Source organism: Amycolatopsis aidingensis (assembly GCF_018885265.1).
GTDB classification, from domain to species: Bacteria; Actinomycetota; Actinomycetes; order Mycobacteriales; family Pseudonocardiaceae; genus Amycolatopsis; species Amycolatopsis aidingensis.
In genome coordinates, this window is the sequence record NZ_CP076538.1 from 1354882 (window position 1) to 1373408 (window position 18527).

15 protein-coding genes are annotated in these 18527 nt (G+C 69.5%); 9 read left to right on the forward strand and 6 right to left on the reverse strand.

The window, feature by feature from the left end; translation table 11 throughout:
* Positions 1-48: 48 nt before the first annotated feature.
* From KOI47_RS06600 to KOI47_RS06615, 4 genes are all read right to left on the reverse strand, one after another.
* Positions 49-2484 carry an ATP-binding protein gene (locus tag KOI47_RS06600; RefSeq protein ID WP_216214884.1) on the reverse strand — a complete coding sequence of 812 codons (2436 nt, stop codon included), beginning with the start codon at positions 2482-2484 and terminating at the stop codon, positions 49-51.
* A gap of 3 nt (positions 2485-2487) precedes the next feature.
* On the reverse strand, positions 2488-3099 hold the full coding sequence (locus KOI47_RS06605) for a DUF6879 family protein (protein WP_216214886.1): 612 nt from the start codon (positions 3097-3099) through the stop codon (positions 2488-2490).
* Complete coding sequence (locus tag KOI47_RS06610; protein WP_232376577.1) at positions 3092-3286, reverse strand: hypothetical protein; 195 nt, start codon at positions 3284-3286, stop codon at positions 3092-3094. The genes KOI47_RS06605 and KOI47_RS06610 overlap by 8 nt, the downstream gene beginning before the upstream one ends.
* A gap of 578 nt (positions 3287-3864) precedes the next feature.
* Positions 3865-5802, reverse strand: coding sequence for a LamG-like jellyroll fold domain-containing protein (locus KOI47_RS06615; protein WP_232376578.1), 1938 nt, complete (start codon positions 5800-5802; stop codon positions 3865-3867).
* Positions 5803-5938: 136 nt separating this feature from the next.
* Between KOI47_RS06615 and KOI47_RS06620 the strand changes: the two genes are divergently transcribed.
* Both KOI47_RS06620 and KOI47_RS06625 read left to right on the forward strand, forming a co-directional pair.
* Positions 5939-7120: a low temperature requirement protein A gene (locus KOI47_RS06620; protein ID WP_216214889.1), complete on the forward strand. Its 1182-nt coding sequence runs from the start codon at positions 5939-5941 to the stop codon at positions 7118-7120.
* Entirely contained in the window at positions 7117-8280 is a 1164-nt protein-coding gene (locus KOI47_RS06625; RefSeq protein ID WP_216214890.1) for a low temperature requirement protein A, read from the forward strand. The genes KOI47_RS06620 and KOI47_RS06625 overlap by 4 nt, the downstream gene beginning before the upstream one ends.
* Here KOI47_RS06625 and KOI47_RS06630 read toward each other — a convergent pair.
* On the reverse strand, positions 8277-8900 hold the full coding sequence (locus KOI47_RS06630) for a TetR/AcrR family transcriptional regulator (protein ID WP_216214892.1): 624 nt from the start codon (positions 8898-8900) through the stop codon (positions 8277-8279). The genes KOI47_RS06625 and KOI47_RS06630 overlap by 4 nt on opposite strands.
* Before the next feature lie 78 nt (positions 8901-8978).
* Between KOI47_RS06630 and KOI47_RS06635 the strand changes: the two genes are divergently transcribed.
* Genes KOI47_RS06635 through KOI47_RS06665 form a run of 7 tightly spaced genes read left to right on the forward strand, consistent with a single transcriptional unit; the run spans position 8979 to position 16063 of the window.
* Positions 8979-9719 (forward strand): inositol monophosphatase family protein, encoded by a 741-nt coding sequence (locus KOI47_RS06635; protein ID WP_216214893.1) that lies wholly within the window; start codon positions 8979-8981, stop codon positions 9717-9719.
* 3 nt (positions 9720-9722) lie between these two features.
* Positions 9723-10619 (forward strand): sulfate adenylyltransferase subunit CysD, encoded by an 897-nt coding sequence (gene cysD, locus KOI47_RS06640; protein ID WP_216214895.1) that lies wholly within the window; start codon positions 9723-9725, stop codon positions 10617-10619.
* Positions 10619-12520 (forward strand): adenylyl-sulfate kinase, encoded by a 1902-nt coding sequence (gene cysC, locus KOI47_RS06645; protein ID WP_216214897.1) that lies wholly within the window; start codon positions 10619-10621, stop codon positions 12518-12520. Before cysD ends, cysC begins: the two co-directional genes overlap by 1 nt.
* A 57-nt stretch (positions 12521-12577) precedes the next feature.
* The gene (locus KOI47_RS06650) at positions 12578-13654 is read left to right on the forward strand and encodes a DUF1214 domain-containing protein (protein WP_216214899.1); all 1077 of its coding nucleotides are present in this window, start codon (positions 12578-12580) and stop codon (positions 13652-13654) included.
* The gene (locus tag KOI47_RS06655) at positions 13651-14805 is read left to right on the forward strand and encodes a sulfotransferase family protein (RefSeq protein WP_216214901.1); all 1155 of its coding nucleotides are present in this window, start codon (positions 13651-13653) and stop codon (positions 14803-14805) included. Before KOI47_RS06650 ends, KOI47_RS06655 begins: the two co-directional genes overlap by 4 nt.
* Positions 14805-15584 carry an SDR family oxidoreductase gene (locus tag KOI47_RS06660; protein ID WP_216214903.1) on the forward strand — a complete coding sequence of 260 codons (780 nt, stop codon included), beginning with the start codon at positions 14805-14807 and terminating at the stop codon, positions 15582-15584. The genes KOI47_RS06655 and KOI47_RS06660 overlap by 1 nt, the downstream gene beginning before the upstream one ends.
* Entirely contained in the window at positions 15581-16063 is a 483-nt protein-coding gene (locus tag KOI47_RS06665; protein WP_216214905.1) for an SRPBCC domain-containing protein, read from the forward strand. The genes KOI47_RS06660 and KOI47_RS06665 overlap by 4 nt, the downstream gene beginning before the upstream one ends.
* Here KOI47_RS06665 and KOI47_RS06670 read toward each other — a convergent pair.
* Complete coding sequence (locus tag KOI47_RS06670; protein WP_216214906.1) at positions 16051-18363, reverse strand: FG-GAP repeat domain-containing protein; 2313 nt, start codon at positions 18361-18363, stop codon at positions 16051-16053. The genes KOI47_RS06665 and KOI47_RS06670 overlap by 13 nt on opposite strands.
* Positions 18364-18527 lie beyond the last annotated feature (164 nt).

The following is an 18527-nucleotide window of genomic DNA, read 5'->3' on the forward strand; positions in this document are numbered from 1 at the left end:
CGCTACCCGAAGGCTCCTGGCCACAATTTCCTTTCCCGGTATCCTTGTTCACTGTTTCGGTGGCATGCGTGTTTCGCGCGGCCGGGCCCGAACCGTGTCGCGTAGCCGCGAGGCCGGACCATCGGTGAAGTCGGCGAGCGCCTGCTCCGCCGCGGACCAGTGCGTTCCAGCCTCCACCGTGGCTCCGGTGGCGGCAAGCGAAAGGGCAAGACTGTTCGAGGACACGGCGAGTCGCCATCGATCACCGAGCTGTCGGAAGACAGTCGTCGCGTTCCGGTGAAAATCGACCGCCTCCCGCGCACGGCCGAGCGCCCGGTACGCGTCACCGGTACCATCCCATGCGATCGCTTCCCGGCCTCGGTCACCGATCCTGCGCTGCAACCTCGCGGCCCGATGGAAGCATTCAAGTGCTTCCTCCGCCCGGTCGAGTGCAACCAGTACGTGACCGCACTCGACCAGCCACCAGCCTTCCCAGGCGTGATTACCGTGCTCGCGCGCGATCATGACGGCGGCTTCGATCGACGCGCGTGCGTCCGCGAGCCTGCCCAGGCCGCGGTAGATCCTGCTCGCGCAGCACAGCGCGTCCCCTTCCGCTCCGCGATCGCCGGTATCGCGGTAGAACTCCAGAACTTGCCGGTTCAGTTCGAGGGCCCGACCGAACTCCTCCAGTTCGAGGTGCACATAGGCGAGGCAGTTGAGCGCAACGGTCTCCCAGGTACCGGCCGCCGTCTCCACCGCGATCCTGCGGGCCTGCTCGAAGTACGATCTGGCCTCCACGAGCCGGTGGTCCCGCAGCAGCGCCAGGCCGATGCCGTTGTTCGAGGACGCTTCTCCGGTGCGGTCACCGATCTCCTTGCGGACGGCGAGGGCCTGCCGGTGAAACCGGATACCCTCGTTCAGTTCCCGAACCTGGGTGTGCAGCTTGGCCAGACTTTCCAGGCAGAGTGCCTCGCCCGACCGGTCGCCCAGCCTGCGAACAGCCGGTAGCGCGACCGCGCTGGTGCTGCGCCAGTCGTCGAAGTGGTTGTGCTTGGCGTAGATGCGGTGCAGGGTGGCCGGAAGCTGCCAGGCGATATCGTCCATCCCGGCCTCCTGCGCGGCGCTGGCTGCGGCCACCAGGTTCGCCCGCTCACGCTGGTACCAACCGACGGCTTCCTGCGGTCCGGGAAAGGCGAACCGCTCCGGTTCGACCTCTGTCCGCGCCAGCGGAGCGTGCCACGAGCCGGGGACGATGGTCGCCAGCGCGGCATCGGCCATGCGCAGATACCACAACAGGATTCGACGCGAAGCGGCGTGGGAGTTCGTCGCGTCCTCGTGTTCGCGAACCTGGTCCATCGAGTACGCCCGCAGCAGGTCGTGGAACTGGTAACGATCATGGCTCGGTTGTTCGAGCAGGTGTGCACCGGCAAGATCGTCCAGGAGGCGGCGCGCGGCGTTGACCGGGATGTCCGCGAGGGCGGCCGCCGCCGCGGCACCGAACTCCGGACCGGGATGCAGGCCGAGTAGCCGGAACAACCGGCCGGCATCCGCCGAAAGCGCCCGGTAGGACCAGGCGAACACCGAGCGGACCGCGTCCGACTCGTCGTCGTGCCCAGCGGTCAGCGCATCCCACAGCGCCGACTCGTCGCGAAGTTCCTCGATCAGCTCACGTAGCGGCATGCCTGGCCGGCTCGCGGCTCGCTCGGCGGCGATCCGCAGTGCCAGCGGCAGCCGGGCGCACAGCCGGGACAACTCGGTGAGCTCCTCGATCGCATCCTCCCGGCGGTGGTCGCGTGCGACACCGCGAACCAGCGAAACCGCGTGCGGCTCGGCGAGCACCCCCAAGGTCACTCGCTGCGCACCGTCCCTGGCAACGAGTCCGGACAACCTGCTCCTGCTGGTGACCAGGACGAGACATCCCGGCGTCCCCGGCAGCAGCGGGCGCACTTGTCCCGCACTCGACACGTTGTCCAGCAGGATGAGGACGCGCCTGCCTGCGAGGCGGGACCGGTACAGGGTCGCCCGCGCCTCGGGCTCGGTCGGGACAGCCACGTTCGGTACGCCCAGGGCGGGCAGGAACCGTTCCAGCGCCTCGTTCGAGGTCACCGGTGTGCCCGGATCGTATCCGCGGAGATTCAGGTACAGCTGGCCGTCCGGGAAATGCTGAGTTACCCGATGTGCCCAGTGCACCGCGAAGGAGGTCTTCCCGACCCCGGCCGTCCCGACGATCACACAGAGCGCGGAGACACCGACGCTGCCATCGCGTTCCGTCAGTATGACGTCCAGCCGCTGTAGTTCCGCCATCCGGTCGACGAACCCACGGACATCGCCGGGGAGTTGCCGGGGTGCGGACGCGCTCTCCGGCCCGGCAGCCTGGTGGAAGTGCACGCCACCACTGACGTCTCGTGCCTGCACCACGTCAGCGGCGCGCCCGGACAACTCGGATCGGGTCTGTTCCCGCCATTCGTCCGGGGTGTCGGCGTCGGAATCCCGCGGAGTGTCCATTGGTCAGGTGAGACGCGGTGGGTCCAGCTGGGCGACTTCTCGTTCGAAGAAACTGTTGATGTCCTCGCCGGAGTCATACAAACTCCTGATGAAGTCCCGCCATAGGGTGACATCACGAGGATCGTCTGACCGGATCGCGCCCTCGATGGCACCGTCGCTGTCGTAGCGGACCTCGTAGACCGCTTCCGTGCCGACCGTGACGATCTCCGGCAACCTTTCGTCCACCTCGAACGGTGCGATCGTGTCCCCGTCCACCACCCGGACGTGCTCGCCGTGCTCACCGCGTTGCCGTTGCGAATGCAGCTGCCACTGGAGGTAAGGCGTCAGCGGCTCCTCCACGACCCGAACCCGGTACGTGGTGAACCCGTGCCGTGCCACCTTGGCGTAGTAGTCCTTCAGGTTGGCGCTTCGCTCTTCCAGGCGTCGCATGGCTTCGTCCCATTCGCCCCGGGCGAAGGCTTCCCAGCTTGCGTTCTGCTTCTCCTGGAAGCTCTGTCTCCGTTCGAGTTTCCAGAAGTCGTGTTCCGTGATGCGCCAGAAGCGAGGGAAGAAGTCATGCAGGTAGTCATCCGGTGTCAGCTGCTCGCCTGCCGGCCGGTGCGGAACCTCAGGCATCGGGTATGTCCTTCTTCGCCGCAACCAGCATGCCGCGCGGGATGACGACCAGTCGCTCGTCGGCGCCGATGCTCACTCCGACGGGAAGCCTGCCGGTGTAGCTCGCCGTGAGGTCGCGCCCGATCACCGCGATGTCGCCGTTGTCCAGCTCCCACAGATCGGGGCAGGACGGGTTGTCGTCCGTCATACCCAGGTCCGCGGCCGACCTGCCCAGCCTACGTTCAAACAGAGATGAAGAATCAGCTTCCCATCTAGCGGACATAAAGTTCACCTCTATTATAATATCTAAGTTTCTAACAGTCTTACTAAATATGTTGATCCAAATTTATAAGATAAAATATTGCAGATAGTATCGTACCGGTTTGTATGCTGCGCAGGTGTCGCCTTGACCCATCCGATGCCCGGCAAGGTAAGGTTCACTCGTTCGCACCACATGTGCGCGGTAAATGCTGCGCACCTTTGCTCCTGTCCGCTGGTCAAGCGCCTGATGGGCAGCTGAGCGGTACCGGCCACGAACACACCGGCGGCGGCAAGGCAGTCACCCACCGGATACCAGGTGAGACGACGTCAGCTGCCACCCGGCCAGGCGAGGTTCACTCGTTCGCGTCGATGCCCGCCGGGTGACTCCAGCAGCACGGTGGCCGCTGTCCGGCCGGTGAGTGCCTGACTGAGTACACACAGGACGGTGGTTCCGGTACGCGGCTACGATGCCGCGCAGGTACGGGGTGAGGACGTTCGCCGAGCGCGAGCTCGCGAAGATCCTCCTCACCGCCTCCCGGTGCGAACAGGTACGCGCATCCGGTGTTCTTGGGCGGCACGTCCCGCGATGAGGAACTGTTCGGGCCGCAGCGCGCGGGCCACGATCCGGGTGTCCCCGATCCATCCGTAGAAGCCCTGCCCGTACCGCCCTGCGAACTGGGTGCCGCCGAGCGCGAATGGTTTGCCGAGGGTGGTGATGCCCCGCGACTCCTCGGCCGCGTTGCGGGCGATCCGGGAGCCGTCCACGTAGACGGTGGTGTGCCTGCCGTCGTTCACCACGGCGAGATGCGTCCACCGGCCCATCGGCAGGGCGTGGCTCCACGAGGTGGGGTCGGCGTCCACCGGCACCGGGTACACGACGAACTGCAGGAACCGCTCCCCGGAGAGGTTCAGGCTGCAGGTCGGTTCGTCCGGGGACCAGCCGCTGTGCTTGCCCGCGTCCCCCGCCCTGCCCTCCCAGCTCAGGATTCCCATCCAGGCGTGCTCACCCTCGAACGGATCGGGCAGCTTGATGAAGGTCTCGATGGTGTAGCCGAGTTCGAAGGTCATGCTGTTGATCGGAGCCCCTGGAGTGGCGCGCAGGATCGCACCGCGGTCCGGTCGTTGCCCGCCGCCGAAGCGCAGGCTCGCGTGCGCAGGGGCGGCCTCGTGGTGCTCGGCCGACCAGGTCAGTGCCTCGGGGCCGCTGGAGTGCAGCAGCCGCGCGGTGAGGTCGTTGCCGTTGCCGGTCAGGTCCCTGGCCACGGTGCCGGGTGGCACCGGCCTGCCTTCGGTCCCGTCGGCGGGCAGACCGGTGCGGTCGAAGCGCCAGTAGGCGACCGTGCCCCAGGGCAGCACCGCACCGGGCGGGCGCGGTGGTGGCAGCACCGGCGGGGCGAACCCGGCGAAGCGCCGGTCGAAGTCGATCTCGACGCTGAACCGGTCGACCTCCCCGGTGAGCTCGACGGTCTCGGCCTCCAGCGGGCTGCGCCGGGCGACGTCCTTGGCCCGCAGCCAGGGAGAGAAGGTCTCCACGTCGATGACGTTCCTCGCCAGGTCGAACCGGTACAGCCGGATCATCCCGGCACCGCCGTAGTAGCGGTCCTGGTAGTTGGTGATGTGCAGGTGCACCGCGTTGCCGTGGTCGTTGGTCATGGTCGTGCGTCCCGGCGGCCAGTAGTGCCCGCCGATCGCGAGGAAGATCTGGTCATTGCCACGGATCAGCCGGTCCCACAGCCACCGCCCGTGCTCGGAAAGGTGTGCCTGCCCGGTGTCCTGCGCCCACACCAGATCGTGCGTGGTCAGGACGGCCGGCAGTCCGGGGTGATCGTCCAGCACCCCCTGGGCCCACCGGATTCCGGCCTCCGAGGTGCGCCAGTCCAGCGCCAGCACCAGCCAGTCGCGCTCGCCGGCCGGTACCAGGTGGAAGCTGTGGTAGCCGTCCGGTGAGGCACCGCCGAAGGTCTCGCTCCGCCGGAACCGGTGCGGGCCGAAGGTGCGCAGGTAGGGAGTGTCCCCGCGCTGGTCGTCGGTGCCGGAGTCGATGTCGTGGTTACCGGCCAGCACGCTGTAGGGCAGCCTGCCGTCGGCCGCCCGGAACACCCGGTCGGCCAGCCGCAGCTCGGCCTCGGTGCCGTGCTCGGTGACATCGCCGAGGTGGGCCGTGAAGACCAGGTTGGTCTCCCGGCGCGAGCGGAGGAGATAGCGCAGGGCCGCGCGGACCGGCTCGTGGTCCGATCCGCCCTGGTCGAACAGGTACTGGGTATCGGGCAGCACGGCGATGGTGAACCGGGGCGCGTCCCGGTCCGGCCCGCCGCCAGCCTCCGCTGTGGCCGCGGTCAGCGGGCCCGCAGCCGCCACCGCGATCGGGGTCCCCACGGCGGCCCGCAGCAGCCTGCGGCGCGACACGTCCGTGGCGTCCTGCTGGGTGTCCTGAGCTTGCTGGGGTTCCGGCGTGGTGTCCACGCGGCCAGCCTCCGCAACCCGGCTGGCGATCGGGTGACATGTGCGCGAACACCCGAGGTACAGGCACTCAACCGGGGGACACCGGCGCGCCGTGTCCCGCGGCCGGACTCGCGCTCCGCTGCCCTAACCTGCCGGTATGCACTCCCGTACCATCCCCGGTACCGTCCTGCGGGACCGGAAGTCGGGCACGGCGCCCGAGGTCGGCGCGATCGAGCTGTTCTTCGATCTCGTCTACGTGTTCGCCGTCATCCAGCTCTCCCACTTCCTGACCGCCCATCTGAGCGGCACCGGGGTACTGCAGGCCGCGATCCTGTTCCTCGCCGTGTGGTGGGGGTGGAACTACACGGCCTGGGCGATGAACTGGCTCAACCCGGACAACGTACTGGTCCGGGTGCTGCTGGCGGTCCTGATGCTGGCCAGCCTTGGGATGTCGGTGGCGCTGCCCGCGGCCTTCAAGGACGAGGCGCTGCTGTTCGCTGGCTCGTATCTGCTGCTGCAACTACTACGCAGCGCCTTCATGGTCTGGGCCTGCCGTGGCCGCCAGCTGGGTGCGAACTACGCCCGGCTGCTGGCCTACAGCGCCCTTGCCGGGGTCTGCTGGCTGCTCGGTGCCTTCCTCCCCGAGCACCAGCTGTGGCTGTGGGCGCTGGCGGTTGTGATCGACTACGCCGCGCCGATGGTCAGCTTCGCCATCCCCGGCTTCGGCTCGGCCCCGATGCGCACCTGGCCACTGCACCGCGAGCACCTCGCCGAGCGGAACCGGCTGGTGTTCATCATCGCCCTCGGCGAGTCGATTCTGATCATGGGGTTCACGCTGACCGAGCTGGAGCTCACCGCGCCCGTGGTGACCGCGACCCTGATCGGCTTCTTCGGCCTCGTGCTGCTGTGGTGGAACTACTTTGCCGTCCCGGCGGGCGGTGAACGGGAGGCGGACCCGGAAGGGGAACAGCAGACCGCCATCGCCCGCTCGGCATTCGCCTACGCGCATGCGGTCATGATCGCCGGTGCGATCGTGGTGGCGGTTTCCATCGAGCAGATCACCATGCATCCGACCGGGCACCTGGACGCCGCAGTGATCGGCTGCGTCACCGGCGGCCCCGTGCTGTACCTGCTGGGCAACCTGCTCTACAGCTATGCCCGCACCGGGGTGCTCGCCTGGTCCCGGGTGGTCGTGATCGGGCTGCTGGTGGCACTGGCGGTGCTGGCAGGCAGCACGCACTTCCTCAGCCCGCTGGCCCTTGCCGGGCTGGCGACCCTGTGCATGCTCGGGCTCGCGGTCTTCTCCACCCGCGCCGAACCGCGGCCGGAGCGTGGGTGACCGCCCCGCTCTACCGCCCCATGCGGGCGCGCGACCCGGCGGAGTCGCGCGGCCAGACCCCGCTGGAGCTGCTGTTCGATCTGGCCTTCGCGGCCGCGTCGGGCACCGCGGCCATCCAGTTCGCGGACACCCTGCGCGCGGCCGGGCCTGCCGGGGCCACCCTGGCCTTCGCGCTGGTGTTCTTCGCCATCTGGTGGGCCTGGCTGAACTTCAGCTGGCTGATGTCAGCCTACGACCCTGGCGACGGCGTGACCTGGCTGGTGACCACGGTGCAGGTCCTCGGTGCCTGCGTGCTGGCGGCCGGGGTGCCCGCGGCGGCGTCCGAGCAGGACTTCACCGTCATCACGATCGGTTACGCCGTCATGCGGCTCCCGCTGGCCGCGCAGTGGTTGCGGGCCGCGGCCGGAGACCCCGCCCGGCGGGCCACCTGCCTGCGGTACGCGGCGGGGCTGCTGGTGCTGCAGGTGGCCTGGCTGGGCAGGCTCGCCCTGCCGCAGGGGTGGCAACTGCCGGTGTTCTTCCTGCTCGCCGCGGCCGAGTTCGTGGTCCCGGCCTTGGCGCGGCAGGCCGGCCGGATGCCGACCAACCCCGGCCATCTCGCCGGGCGGTACGGCCGCTTCACCCTGACGGTCGCCGCGCAGGTGGTGGCCGCGGCCATCTTCGCCATCCAGCAGGCCCTCGCCGGGGACGCCGCCCGCGCGCCGCTGGTCACGGTGGCGGTGCTGGCGGTCGGCGTCGTCGCCTGCCTGCTGTGGCTGTACCACGCGCCGCCGCACGCCCGGCTCGCGGCAGGCCCGTTGCCGAGGCTGTGGGAGTACGGGCACTTCCCGATCGTGGCAGCCGTCGGGGCGGTCGGCGCCGGTGCCCGGTTCCTCGCCGAGGCGATCGGCTCCAATGCCGTGGGGCAACGGTGGGCTGCCTACCCGCTGGCGCTCGCGGTGGCCGCCGCGCTGACCTCGATCTGGCTGGTCTGCGTGCTGCCTGCCGGGCGGGGGACCGGCCGGTTCCTGGTCCGCTATCCAGCCTGTGTCGCGCTGATCTTGCTGGCGCCGATGGCCGTCCCCTGGCCGCTGTGGGCGGCAGGAGCCGTCGCGCTGCTGCTGCTCGCACTGGCCGCGACCGAACACCGTGCCTGGATCGCCTTCCCGGACACAACCTAAGTCACGATGCTGCGTTCGATGGCCTCGGTGGCGAACCGGACGAGGCGCCTGCGCGGGACCCTGCCCTGCCGGGAGCCGCCGAGCAGCAGGTCGTCGGCGACCCCGATCAGCGCGTCCCACACCCAGTGCGCCACGGCCGGGTCCTCCACCAGGGTCTGCCCCGCGGCCTCGGCCGTCTCCCGCAGGGTCTGCTCCAGCGTGCGCAGGGTGTTCCGGTAGAGCGTCGCGGAGGTCACCACACCCTTGTTCCGCCTGCCGCTCGCCAGCACCTTCGCCTCCCACTGCGGTGCCGAGCGGCCCAGCTTGCGCCACAGCTCGGTGATCTGCGGCAGGATCTCCCGCAGCACCCCCGCGATACCGAGCAGGCGATCCACCTCCTCCAGCGTCGCCCGTACCTGCTCGAGCCTGCGGGCGGTGAGCGCGACGAAGACCTCCTCCTTGCCGTCGAAGTACTGGTAGACGGTACCGGCGCTGACGCCGGCGCCTGCGGCGATCGCGCGGATCGTCAGCGCCGGGTAGCCGGACTCCTCGAGCAGCCCCTCGGCGGAGGCGAGGATATCCCGCCTGCGCCCTTCGGTGTCGCCCCACGCGGTACCGGGCTGCACGTTGGTCTGAGCCATGAATCCACTGTACCGCAGGGGTGAACAATGTTCAGTCCAGGTATTGGACATTGTTCAATATGCCGCTACCGTTGCCCCATGACGAACGATGACGCGGCGCTGGCCCGCCGGATCGCCGCCGAAGCGGGCACCCTGCTGACCAGCCTGCGGGAAGGGCGGGAGGAGTACGCCGATATCGGCGCGCGTGGTGATCGCGCGGCACAGGAGTACCTTGCCGGCGAACTGCGGGCGCACCGGCCAGGGGATGCCGTGCTCTCCGAGGAGGCGGCGGACGATCCCGCCCGGTTGACCGCCGAGCGGGTGTGGATCATCGACCCGCTGGACGGCACCGTGGAGTTCGGCGAGCAGGGGCGGGTCGACTGGGCGGTCCATGTGGCGTTGTGGCAGGCGGGCGACCTGGCCGCGGCCGCCGTCGCACTGCCCGCGCTGGACCGGGTTTATGGCACCGATGACGAACTACCGCTTCCCGTGCGACCCGCGGGCGGGATCCGCATCGCGGTGAGCAGGACCCGCCCACCCGCGCAGGCTCGCGAGGTGGCCGCGGCCGTCGGTGCCGAGCTGGTGCCGATGGGCAGCGCGGGCTACAAGGTGCTGGCGGTCGTCCGCGGCGAGGCCGAGGCCTACCTGCACGGCGGCGGCCAGTACGAATGGGACTCCGCCGCTCCGGTGGCCATCGCCAGGGCGGCGGGCCTGCACACCTCCCGGCTGGACGGGAGCCCGCTGCGCTACAACAACCGCGACCCCCGCCTGCCCGATCTGCTGGTGTGCCGGCCGGAGCTGGCCGAGGACATCCTCGCGGAGCTGGCGACCGTGGGGTGAACGATGCTCAGCTACCTCGACCGGCTGGAAGCCGACAGTATCGACATCTTTCGCGAGGCGGTCGCCGAAAGCGAGCGGCCGGTGCTGCTCTACTCCATCGGCAAGGACAGCTCGGTACTGCTGCATCTGGCGCGTAAGGCTTTCTACCCGAGCCTTCCACCCTTCCCTTTGTTGCATGTGGACACCACATGGAAGTTCCGCGAGATGATCGCCTTCCGGGACGAGACGGCGCGGCGGCTCGGCCTCGAGCTCATCGTGCATCGCAACCCGGAGGGCCTTGCCAAGGGCATCAACCCCTTCGACCACGGTTCGGCGCGGCACACGGACCTGTGGAAGACCCAGGGGCTGCGCCAGGCGATGGAGCACAACCGGTTCGACCTCGCCTTCGGCGGCGCGCGCCGGGATGAGGAGGCGTCCAGGGCCAAGGAAAGGGTGTTCTCCTTCCGCACCGCGCAGCACCGGTGGGATCCGAAGGACCAGCGCCCCGAGCTGTGGCGGCTGTACAACACCCGGATCGGCCCGGGGGAGAGTATCCGGGTCTTCCCGCTCTCCAACTGGACCGAACTCGACGTATGGCGCTACATCGAGCGTGAGCGCATTCCGATCGTGCCGCTGTACTTCGCGGCCGAACGACCCGTGGTGGAGCGGGACGGAGTGCTGATCATGGTGGACGACGACCGGATGCCGCTGGCCGAGGGCGAGGTGCCGCAGCGGCGCCTGGTCCGCTTCCGCACGCTGGGCTGCTACCCGCTGACCGGGGCGGTGCCGAGCCAGGCCCGGACGGTGCCGGAGATCGTCGCCGAAATGCGCACCGCCACCACCTCGGAACGGCAGGGGAGGGTCATCGACCGGGACCAGTCCGGCTCGATGGAGCGCAAGAAGCAGGAGGGGTACTTCTGATGACCCAGCCGATGGCCATGGCGCAGGGGGACCATGCCGGCCTGCTGCGCTTTCTCACCTGCGGCAGCGTGGACGACGGCAAGAGCACCCTGATCGGCAGGCTGTTGTACGAGTCCCGGCTGTTGCACACCGACCAGCTCGATGCGCTGGCCGCCGACTCGCGGCGGCACGGCACCAGGGGTGCCGAGCTGGACTTCGCGCTGCTGGTCGACGGCCTGGCCGCGGAGCGGGAGCAGGGGATCACCATTGACGTGGCGTACCGGTTCTTCGCCACCGAGCGGCGCCGGTTCATCGTCGCCGACACGCCGGGCCACGAGCAGTACACCCGAAATATGGTCACCGGCGCCTCCACCGCGGACGCCGCCGTGATCCTGCTCGACGCCCGCAAGGGCCTGCTCGACCAGACCTACCGGCACACCAACCTGGTCGCACTGCTTGGCATCCGGCAGGTCGCGCTGGCGGTGAACAAGCTGGACCTGATCGGCTACTCGCGGGAGGCGTTCGAGCGGATCAGCGCACAGTACCGCGAGTTCGCAGCCGGACTCGGCATCACCGAGGTGGCCTGCATCCCGGTGTCCGCAGTGGAAGGGACCAACGTGGTCGCCCGAAGCGAGCGGACGCCGTGGTACGAAGGGGAGTCCCTGCTCGAGTGGCTGGAGACGGCGCGGCCGCGGGACGGCTCGCCCACCGCACCGGCGCGGCTGCTCGTGCAGTGGGTGAACCGGCCGGATGACACCTTCCGTGGCTTCTCCGGCAGGGTGCTGGGCGGCACGCTCCACCGTGGGGACCGGGTCCGGGTGCAGCCGGGGGAGCAGGAGTCCGTGGTGGAGCGCATCGTCACCATGGACGGCGAGCTCCCTGCGGCGCCTGCCGGGTCCTCGGTCACCGTGGTGCTGGCCGGGGAACTGGACGTCAGCAGGGGCAGCGTGCTCGCCGCCGGGCCGCCGGTCGAGGTCGCCGACGCCTTCCGGGCGCATCTGGTCTGGCTGGACGAGCAGGAGATGTTGCCAGGGCGGCGGTATCTGGCCAAGTTCGGCGCCCGCACGGTCGGTTTCACCGCGGAACGTCCCCGGCACCGGATCGACGTGCGCACCCAGGCCGAACTGCCCGCGCGGACCCTGCGGGCTGGGGAGATCGGGGTTGCGCACGTCCGTATCGACGAGCCGGTGGCGTACCAGCCGTACCACCAGGACCGCGACCTCGGTTCGTTCATCGTGCTGGACCCGCTGAACAACCGCACGGTCGGCGCCGGAATGATCGACTTCGCGCTGCGCCGCTCGGCCAACCTGCGCTGGCAGGCCGTCACCGTGGACAAGCAAGCCAGGACCGCCCGCAACGGGCACCGCCCCTGCGTGGTGTGGTTCACCGGGTTGTCCGGCGCAGGCAAGTCCACCATCGCGGACCTGGTGGAGCGGCGGCTGCACGGGCTCGGCGCGCATACCTTCCTGCTGGACGGCGACAACATCCGGCACGGCCTGAACTCCGACCTCGGCTTCACCGAGGCCGACCGGGTGGAGAACATCCGCCGGATCGCCGAGGTGTCCGCGCTGATGGTGCAGGCTGGCCTGATCGTGCTGGTGTCGTTCATCTCGCCGTTCCGCGCCGAGCGCGCGCTCGCCCGTGGGCTGGTCGAGCCGGGGGAGTTCTGCGAGGTGTACGTGGGCACCCCGCTGGAGACGGCGCAGCGCCGGGACCCGAAGGGCCTGTACGCCAAGGCACGGCGAGGCGAGCTGGTCAACTTCACCGGGATCGACTCGCCGTACGAGCCGCCCACCGACCCCGAGCTGCGGCTGGACACCACGCAGGGCACCCCGGAGCAGGCGGCCGAGGAGGTGCTCGGCGCGCTGCGCGAGCTCGGCGTGCTCGGCACGGACCGAACCACGCCTGGCAACACGTATTGAACATTGTCCAGTTTCGGTACTCTGATTGTAGAACGTGTTCTACTCAGAGGAGATGGCGTGAGCGAGCCTGCCGAAGCCTGGGCGGAGTTCTGCCGGGCGCTGGAGCGAGCGGGGCAGGAGGTGCTGCGCCCCGCGGCCCCGGACACCCCGCTGGACCGCGCCGAGGGCTTCCGCTACCTGAGCCGCCTCACCAGGGAGATGCTGTACTCCTGTGTGGACAACGCCGACCCGGACTTCCCCCGGCTGCACGAGCTGGACCTGGTGAAGATCGGCGCGGACAATCCGGACAACGTCTACCTCTCGGCGAACATCCGCGGTGACCGCAGCTACCGGATCACCGGCAGGCGCGGCACGATCGCGTACTTCAGTATCGGCTCCAAGGCCAACCGCTACGCCAAGGACGGCACCATGGCCTCCACCGGCGAGCTGACCGACAGTGAGCTGGTCGCCGAGCCGGACGGCACCATCGAGATTATCGCCAGCGCGACCGAGCAGGGCCGCAACTGGCTCCCGCTCGCCCCCGACTCCACCGGCCTCGTGCTGCGCCAGACCTACCTCGACCGCGGCACCGAGACGCCGGGGCAGTGGGCGATCGAGCGGATCGATGGCCCCGCCGAGCCCGCCGAGCTCAGTCCGGAGTTCCTGGCCAAGGCACTGCGCCGGGCCGCGCTGTCGGTGCACGGCACCGCGGCCACTTTCGCACAGTGGACCGAGCTGTTCATGACAAGGCCGAACGAGCTCGCCGACTTCGGCCAGAACATGTTCCAGCGAGCCGGTGGGGACCCGGAGATCCACTACCTGCACGGCTACTGGAAGCTGGCCCCCGGTGAGGCATGGCTGATCGAGACCGAGGTTCCCGACTGCCCGTACTGGAACTTCCAGCTGGACAACTGGTGGATGGAGTCGCTGGACCACCGGCGCCGGATCACGGTGAACAAGCACACCGCCGTGCTCAGCGGGGGCAGGCTGACCATCGTGGTGGCCGACCGTGATCCCGGCTTCGGCAACTGGATTGACACCTGCGGGCACGGCAGCGGCACCGCGTTGCTGCGCTGGCTCGGCGCACGGACCCACCCCGTCCCGGAATGCCGGGTGGTCGCACTGGATGCGTTGATCGGCAGGGAGGACAGGTGACCGCGAAGACCGCACCGCTGGAGGTGGACCTGCTGCTGGCCTCCGCGCGGGACAAGACCGGGTTGTTCGAGTTCGGCGACGACTGGTTCCTCGAGCCGCTCGGGGTGCTGGTGACCGCGTTGAACAAGCAGGCGGGCCTTTCCGGGTTCGGCCGTGAACTGACCCGGCGCAGGCTCATCGCGCTGCTGGCCGACCGGCTGCGGCTGCGCGCGCTGCAACGGGAACATCCGGAGATCCTCGAGGTGGAGCCGGATGTGGGTGCGGTCATCTGCGGTCTGCCGCGGACCGGGTCCACCCTGCTGCACCGGCTGCTGTCCGCCTCGCCGAAGCTCACCTCCACGCTGTCCTGGGAGACCTCGTACCCGATCCCCTTCCCCGGTGAGGGGCCGGACGCTGCCGAGCGCAAGGAGCGTGCCCGGCAGCGGATGGCGGCCTTCCTCGAACTCTCGCCCGAGTTCGGCGATATCCACACCGTGGCATGGGATGGCCCGGAGGAGGACGTGATCCTGCTGGACCGGACCTTCACCTCGATGAGCTTCGACTCCTTCTACTGGGTGCCGGACTACGGGGACTGGCTGCGGTCGGCCGACCAGGGCAAGGCGTACCAGGAGCTGCGCCAGTGGTTGCAGGTGCTGCAGTGGCAGGATCCGTCCAGGGCGCACCGGCGCTGGGTGCTGAAGTCGCCACACCACCTGACGGCGGTGGACACCGTGCTGGACACCTTCGACGGCTGCCGGATCGTGATGACCCACCGGTCCCCGGTGCGCGCGGTGCCCTCCTACGCCTCGATGGTACGCGCGATGTCCGCCCAGTACAGCGATTCCGGGGATCCGGTCGCGATCGGCCGCTACTGGAGCGAGCGGTTCGCCACCACCCTCGGAGAGTTCACCGCGGTGCGCGCGCGGCGGCCGCACCGCTTCGTGGACGTCCGTTTCGACCAGATGGTGGCCGAGCCAGCCGCCCAGGCCCGTCGTGTGCTCGGCGCGCTGGGCCTTGGCGCGGACGAGGCCGACGATGCGGCATTCGAGTCCTATCTGGACCGGGACCGGCGGGAACGCGATGCCACGCACTCCTACACGGCGGAGGACTTCGGGTTGTCCGCGGAACGAATCGAACGAGACTTCGCATCCTATGTGGAGGTTTACCTGTGATGCTCGACGGCGAGGTCGTGCTGGTCACCGGGGTCGGGCCGGGGCTCGGTGCCCGGCTGGCCTGCCGGGCAGCGGCCGAGGGCGCGAAGGTCGTGATGGCGGCACGCTCGACCGAGGTGATGACCGCGGAGGCGGAGCGGATCACCGCGGCCGGTGGCGAGGCCTTCGGCATGTCCTGCGATGTCCGCAAGCCCGAGGAGGTGCAGCGGCTGGTGGACGCCGCCACCGAGCGGTTCGGCCCGATCACCGGGCTGATCAACTCGGCCTATGGGCATCCAGGCTTCGCCGACCTGCTGGACACGCGGGAGAAGGCGATCCGCCGCTCGATGGACATCATCCTGTTCGGCGCGCTGAACGTCACCCGCGCGGTGGTGCCGGGGATGAAGGCGGCCGGAAGGGGCGCCATCGTCAACATCGGCACGATGGCCACCCGTAAGCCGATGCGCGGGGACGGCGGGTACGCGGCGGCCAAGGCTGCGATGGGGTCGGTGACCCGTTCGCTCGCACTGGAGCTCGGCGAGCACGGAATCCGTGCCAACCAGGCGATGATGGGCTGGCTGGATGGCCCCGGCGTGCGCTTCTACCTGCGGATGACGGCGGAGCAGCGCGGTGTCGCCGAGCAGGAGATCTACGACGAGATCGCGGGCGGCAAGCCGCTCGGCCGGATCCCGCCGGACGAGGCCTGCGCCGGTGCGGTGCTGTTCCTGCTGTCCCGCTACGCCTCCGAGATCACCGGGGCGACGCTGGACGTCAACGGTGGGGAGTACATGCCGGCATGAGCGAATCCCATATCGTCGAGTCCGTCACGGTGGAGATCGAGGCACCGGCCCGGTTCGTCTGGGAGGTGCTGGTCGACTACCCGCGCTACCCGGAATGGAACCCCTACACGGTCCGCGCGGAGACCACCCTGGCGATCGGGGACCGGATCGACCTCACCGTGCCCGCCATGGACGGTTCGGCAGGCACCTTCGTGAACCGGGAGTACATCCGGATCGTCGACCCGCCACATCATCTGCGCTACGACACCGGGGACGAGCTGCCCGGCATCTTCGCCGTCCGCGACCAGTGGATCGAACCCCTTGGGCCGCGACGCTGTAGCTACCGCACCACCGACACCTTCAGCGGCGAGTACGCCGGGCAGGTGATGCGCCAGGCGGGCCCGTGGGTCAAGGACGGGTTCGACGCCGTGGCCCGCGCGCTGAAGGAACGCGCCGAGCGGCTGTGGGCCCGGCCCACGGATGCCGGTCAGGGACCGTAGGGGACGCCCCCAGTGGTCTCCTGCCAGCCGAGCACCGGTGCGGTGAAGCCGGATCCGGTGGAGCGGGAGGTCCACAGCTGGGTCCGTCCAGTGGTCGTATCGGTGGTGACCATGGCGAGGTCCGCCCGGCCGTCGAGGTCGAAGTCCCCGGCGCCGAGCACCGCCAACCCCGGGTCGAACCCCGGGTCGCGCCACCATTCGACCGGGCCGTCCGCGGAATCGAACACCTGTAGCGTCGTGCCCGCACCGGCGTGGTCGTAGCGGGCGATCAGGTCGTCCTTCCCGTCGCCGTGCACATCCCCGGCTACCAGGGTGGCCCGGTCGGTGCAGTAGCCGCCGGTACCGCTGTCCCAGCGGAGCTGGCCGTCCCCGAACGCGGTACCGGTCGAACGGTGTAGCACCAGGCTCGCCCGGCAGTCGCCCTCGTCACGCAGCTCGGCCAGGTCGGCACGTCCGTCCCCGTCGAAGTCCCCAGCCAGGATGTGCGCATCCGCCCCACCGCCGCTGGCAATGTGCCAGGGTTCCGGTTGCGCCAGCCTGCCGTCGCGGAACACCAGGACCTGCCACCCGCCGCCCGCGGTGGCCAGTCGCACCGCGAGATCGGAGGTACCGTCGCCATCGAAGTCTCCTGCGGCCATCCGGGTGGTGGCCAGTGGCCACGCCTGATCCCCGCTGTCCCAGGTCGAGGTGCCCGCGTACCCGTTGCCGTCCGAGCGCACCAGCGTCAGCCTTCCGGTGCCGTCGAGGTTCTCCCGCAGTGCGATCAGGTCGGTGCGCCCGTCCCCGTCGAAGTCCGCCCGGACGAACCGGTTCCGCTCCGGTTCCACGCCGCCGCCGAAGCCGCTGTCGAAACCCACGACACCGGCATGGAAGCCACCCTCCCTCGCCACGAGGTTCCAGATCATGGTGCGTTCGAAGCCATGGTCGAGCACGGCGACTACGTCGGCGCGACCGTCGCCAGTCGCGTCACCTGGTTCGTGTGCCGGTGGTGCGGGGTTGTCCAGTACGTTCAGCTCCCAGGCCGGGGCGGTGGGGCCGGGGTTGCCCGCATGGTCCACGGCTCGGACGTACAACGATTCCCCGAACCACGAGTGCACCGTGATCGGAAGGACCGCCGTCCCGTCCGGGGCGGCCTTGATCCGTCTGGTCATCCGGAACTGTTGCAGGCCGAAGCGGTACTCGGCGATATCGGTGTCTCCCTCGGCTGGCCGTAGGGTCAGGGTGCCGGTGGTTCGTGCCGGGATCACCGGTTCTCCGTCGGGCGGGTAGTCGGTCGATGCGATCCGCGGCGTACCGGGTTCCACCGCGTCCACGGTGAAATAGCAGGGGTCGGTGTAGGGCCCGGTGTCCAGGTGATCGCTGCTGCGCGCGCGGTAGTGATAGGTCTCGCCGTGGCGTAGCACCCCAGCCGGTAGCTCCGGCCAGCTGAATGCCGCGCCCGAGGTCGTGGTGGCCGACTCGCTCGCGTGCACGATCGTTCCGTCCGCGTGCACGATTTCCAGCAGGGTGTTCAGGTTGTCCCGGTCCGGATCGGTGGCCACGGCGGAAAAGCGCGAGCCGCGCCCGTCGTTCAGCGAGATGGGTGCCTCCGCCGTACCGCAGGGGGTCGGCGGGACCGTGGACAGCCGGGTGGGCGCGTCCGGCGGCGAGTTGTACTCCACCACCAGGACGGCGGTCTCCGGCTGGAACAGCATGCCCTGCCGGGGATCGCCCTCCTCTGGCACACGCAGCCCCAGTGTCAGGGTCGGGGAGTGCCGGTCCGCGGCGTCCTGCACGAGCCGGTGCAGCGACGCGCCCCCGAACTCCATCCCGGTGTCGAGATCGTCGCAGGCCTGGCCGGTGCCGGTGGCGAGCGGACGCCCTTCCAACCAGTGATCTCGAGAGTTGTTCCAGGTGAGCGGCACGGCTGGGTCGATGGCCCTGGTGTGCCACAGCTCGACCGGGACCTCCCGGCAGAAGTTCGACCGGTCCAAGGTGATCGCGAAGTAGGCGTCGTGCACCCTGGTACCGGCGATCGGCGTCAGATCCACTTGGAACAGCGATCGGAAGATGCCACGTGGCCGCGTAGACCAGCCCGCACGTGCGTCGTCCCTCCCGTCCTGCCAGTACGAGCGGTCGGGCAGCTTGCGGTTCACCTGGGTCCAGAGGTACTGCCGTGCCGCATAGCTGTGCTTGATCAGTACCCCGCCTGCCTCCGGCCGGGCGTGACCCGCCGCCTGTGCCGACCGTGGTGGCAGGCCGGCGAGCAGGCTCGCCGCCAGCACCACGACGGCGGCCAGCCCGAGTGCGCGTCGCTGCATCCATGGCAAACCAGGAACGATGGGCCCCATCCGTGTCCCTCCTCGTGCCAAGCATCTTCGACCTCGTCTTCTCTACCCCTGAACGACCCGCGTCGTTGCCTGGACGGCGTTTCTTCACCCAGGCGGCGCATCGCGCCGTGGTTCCCGCGATGGCGACGGGTACG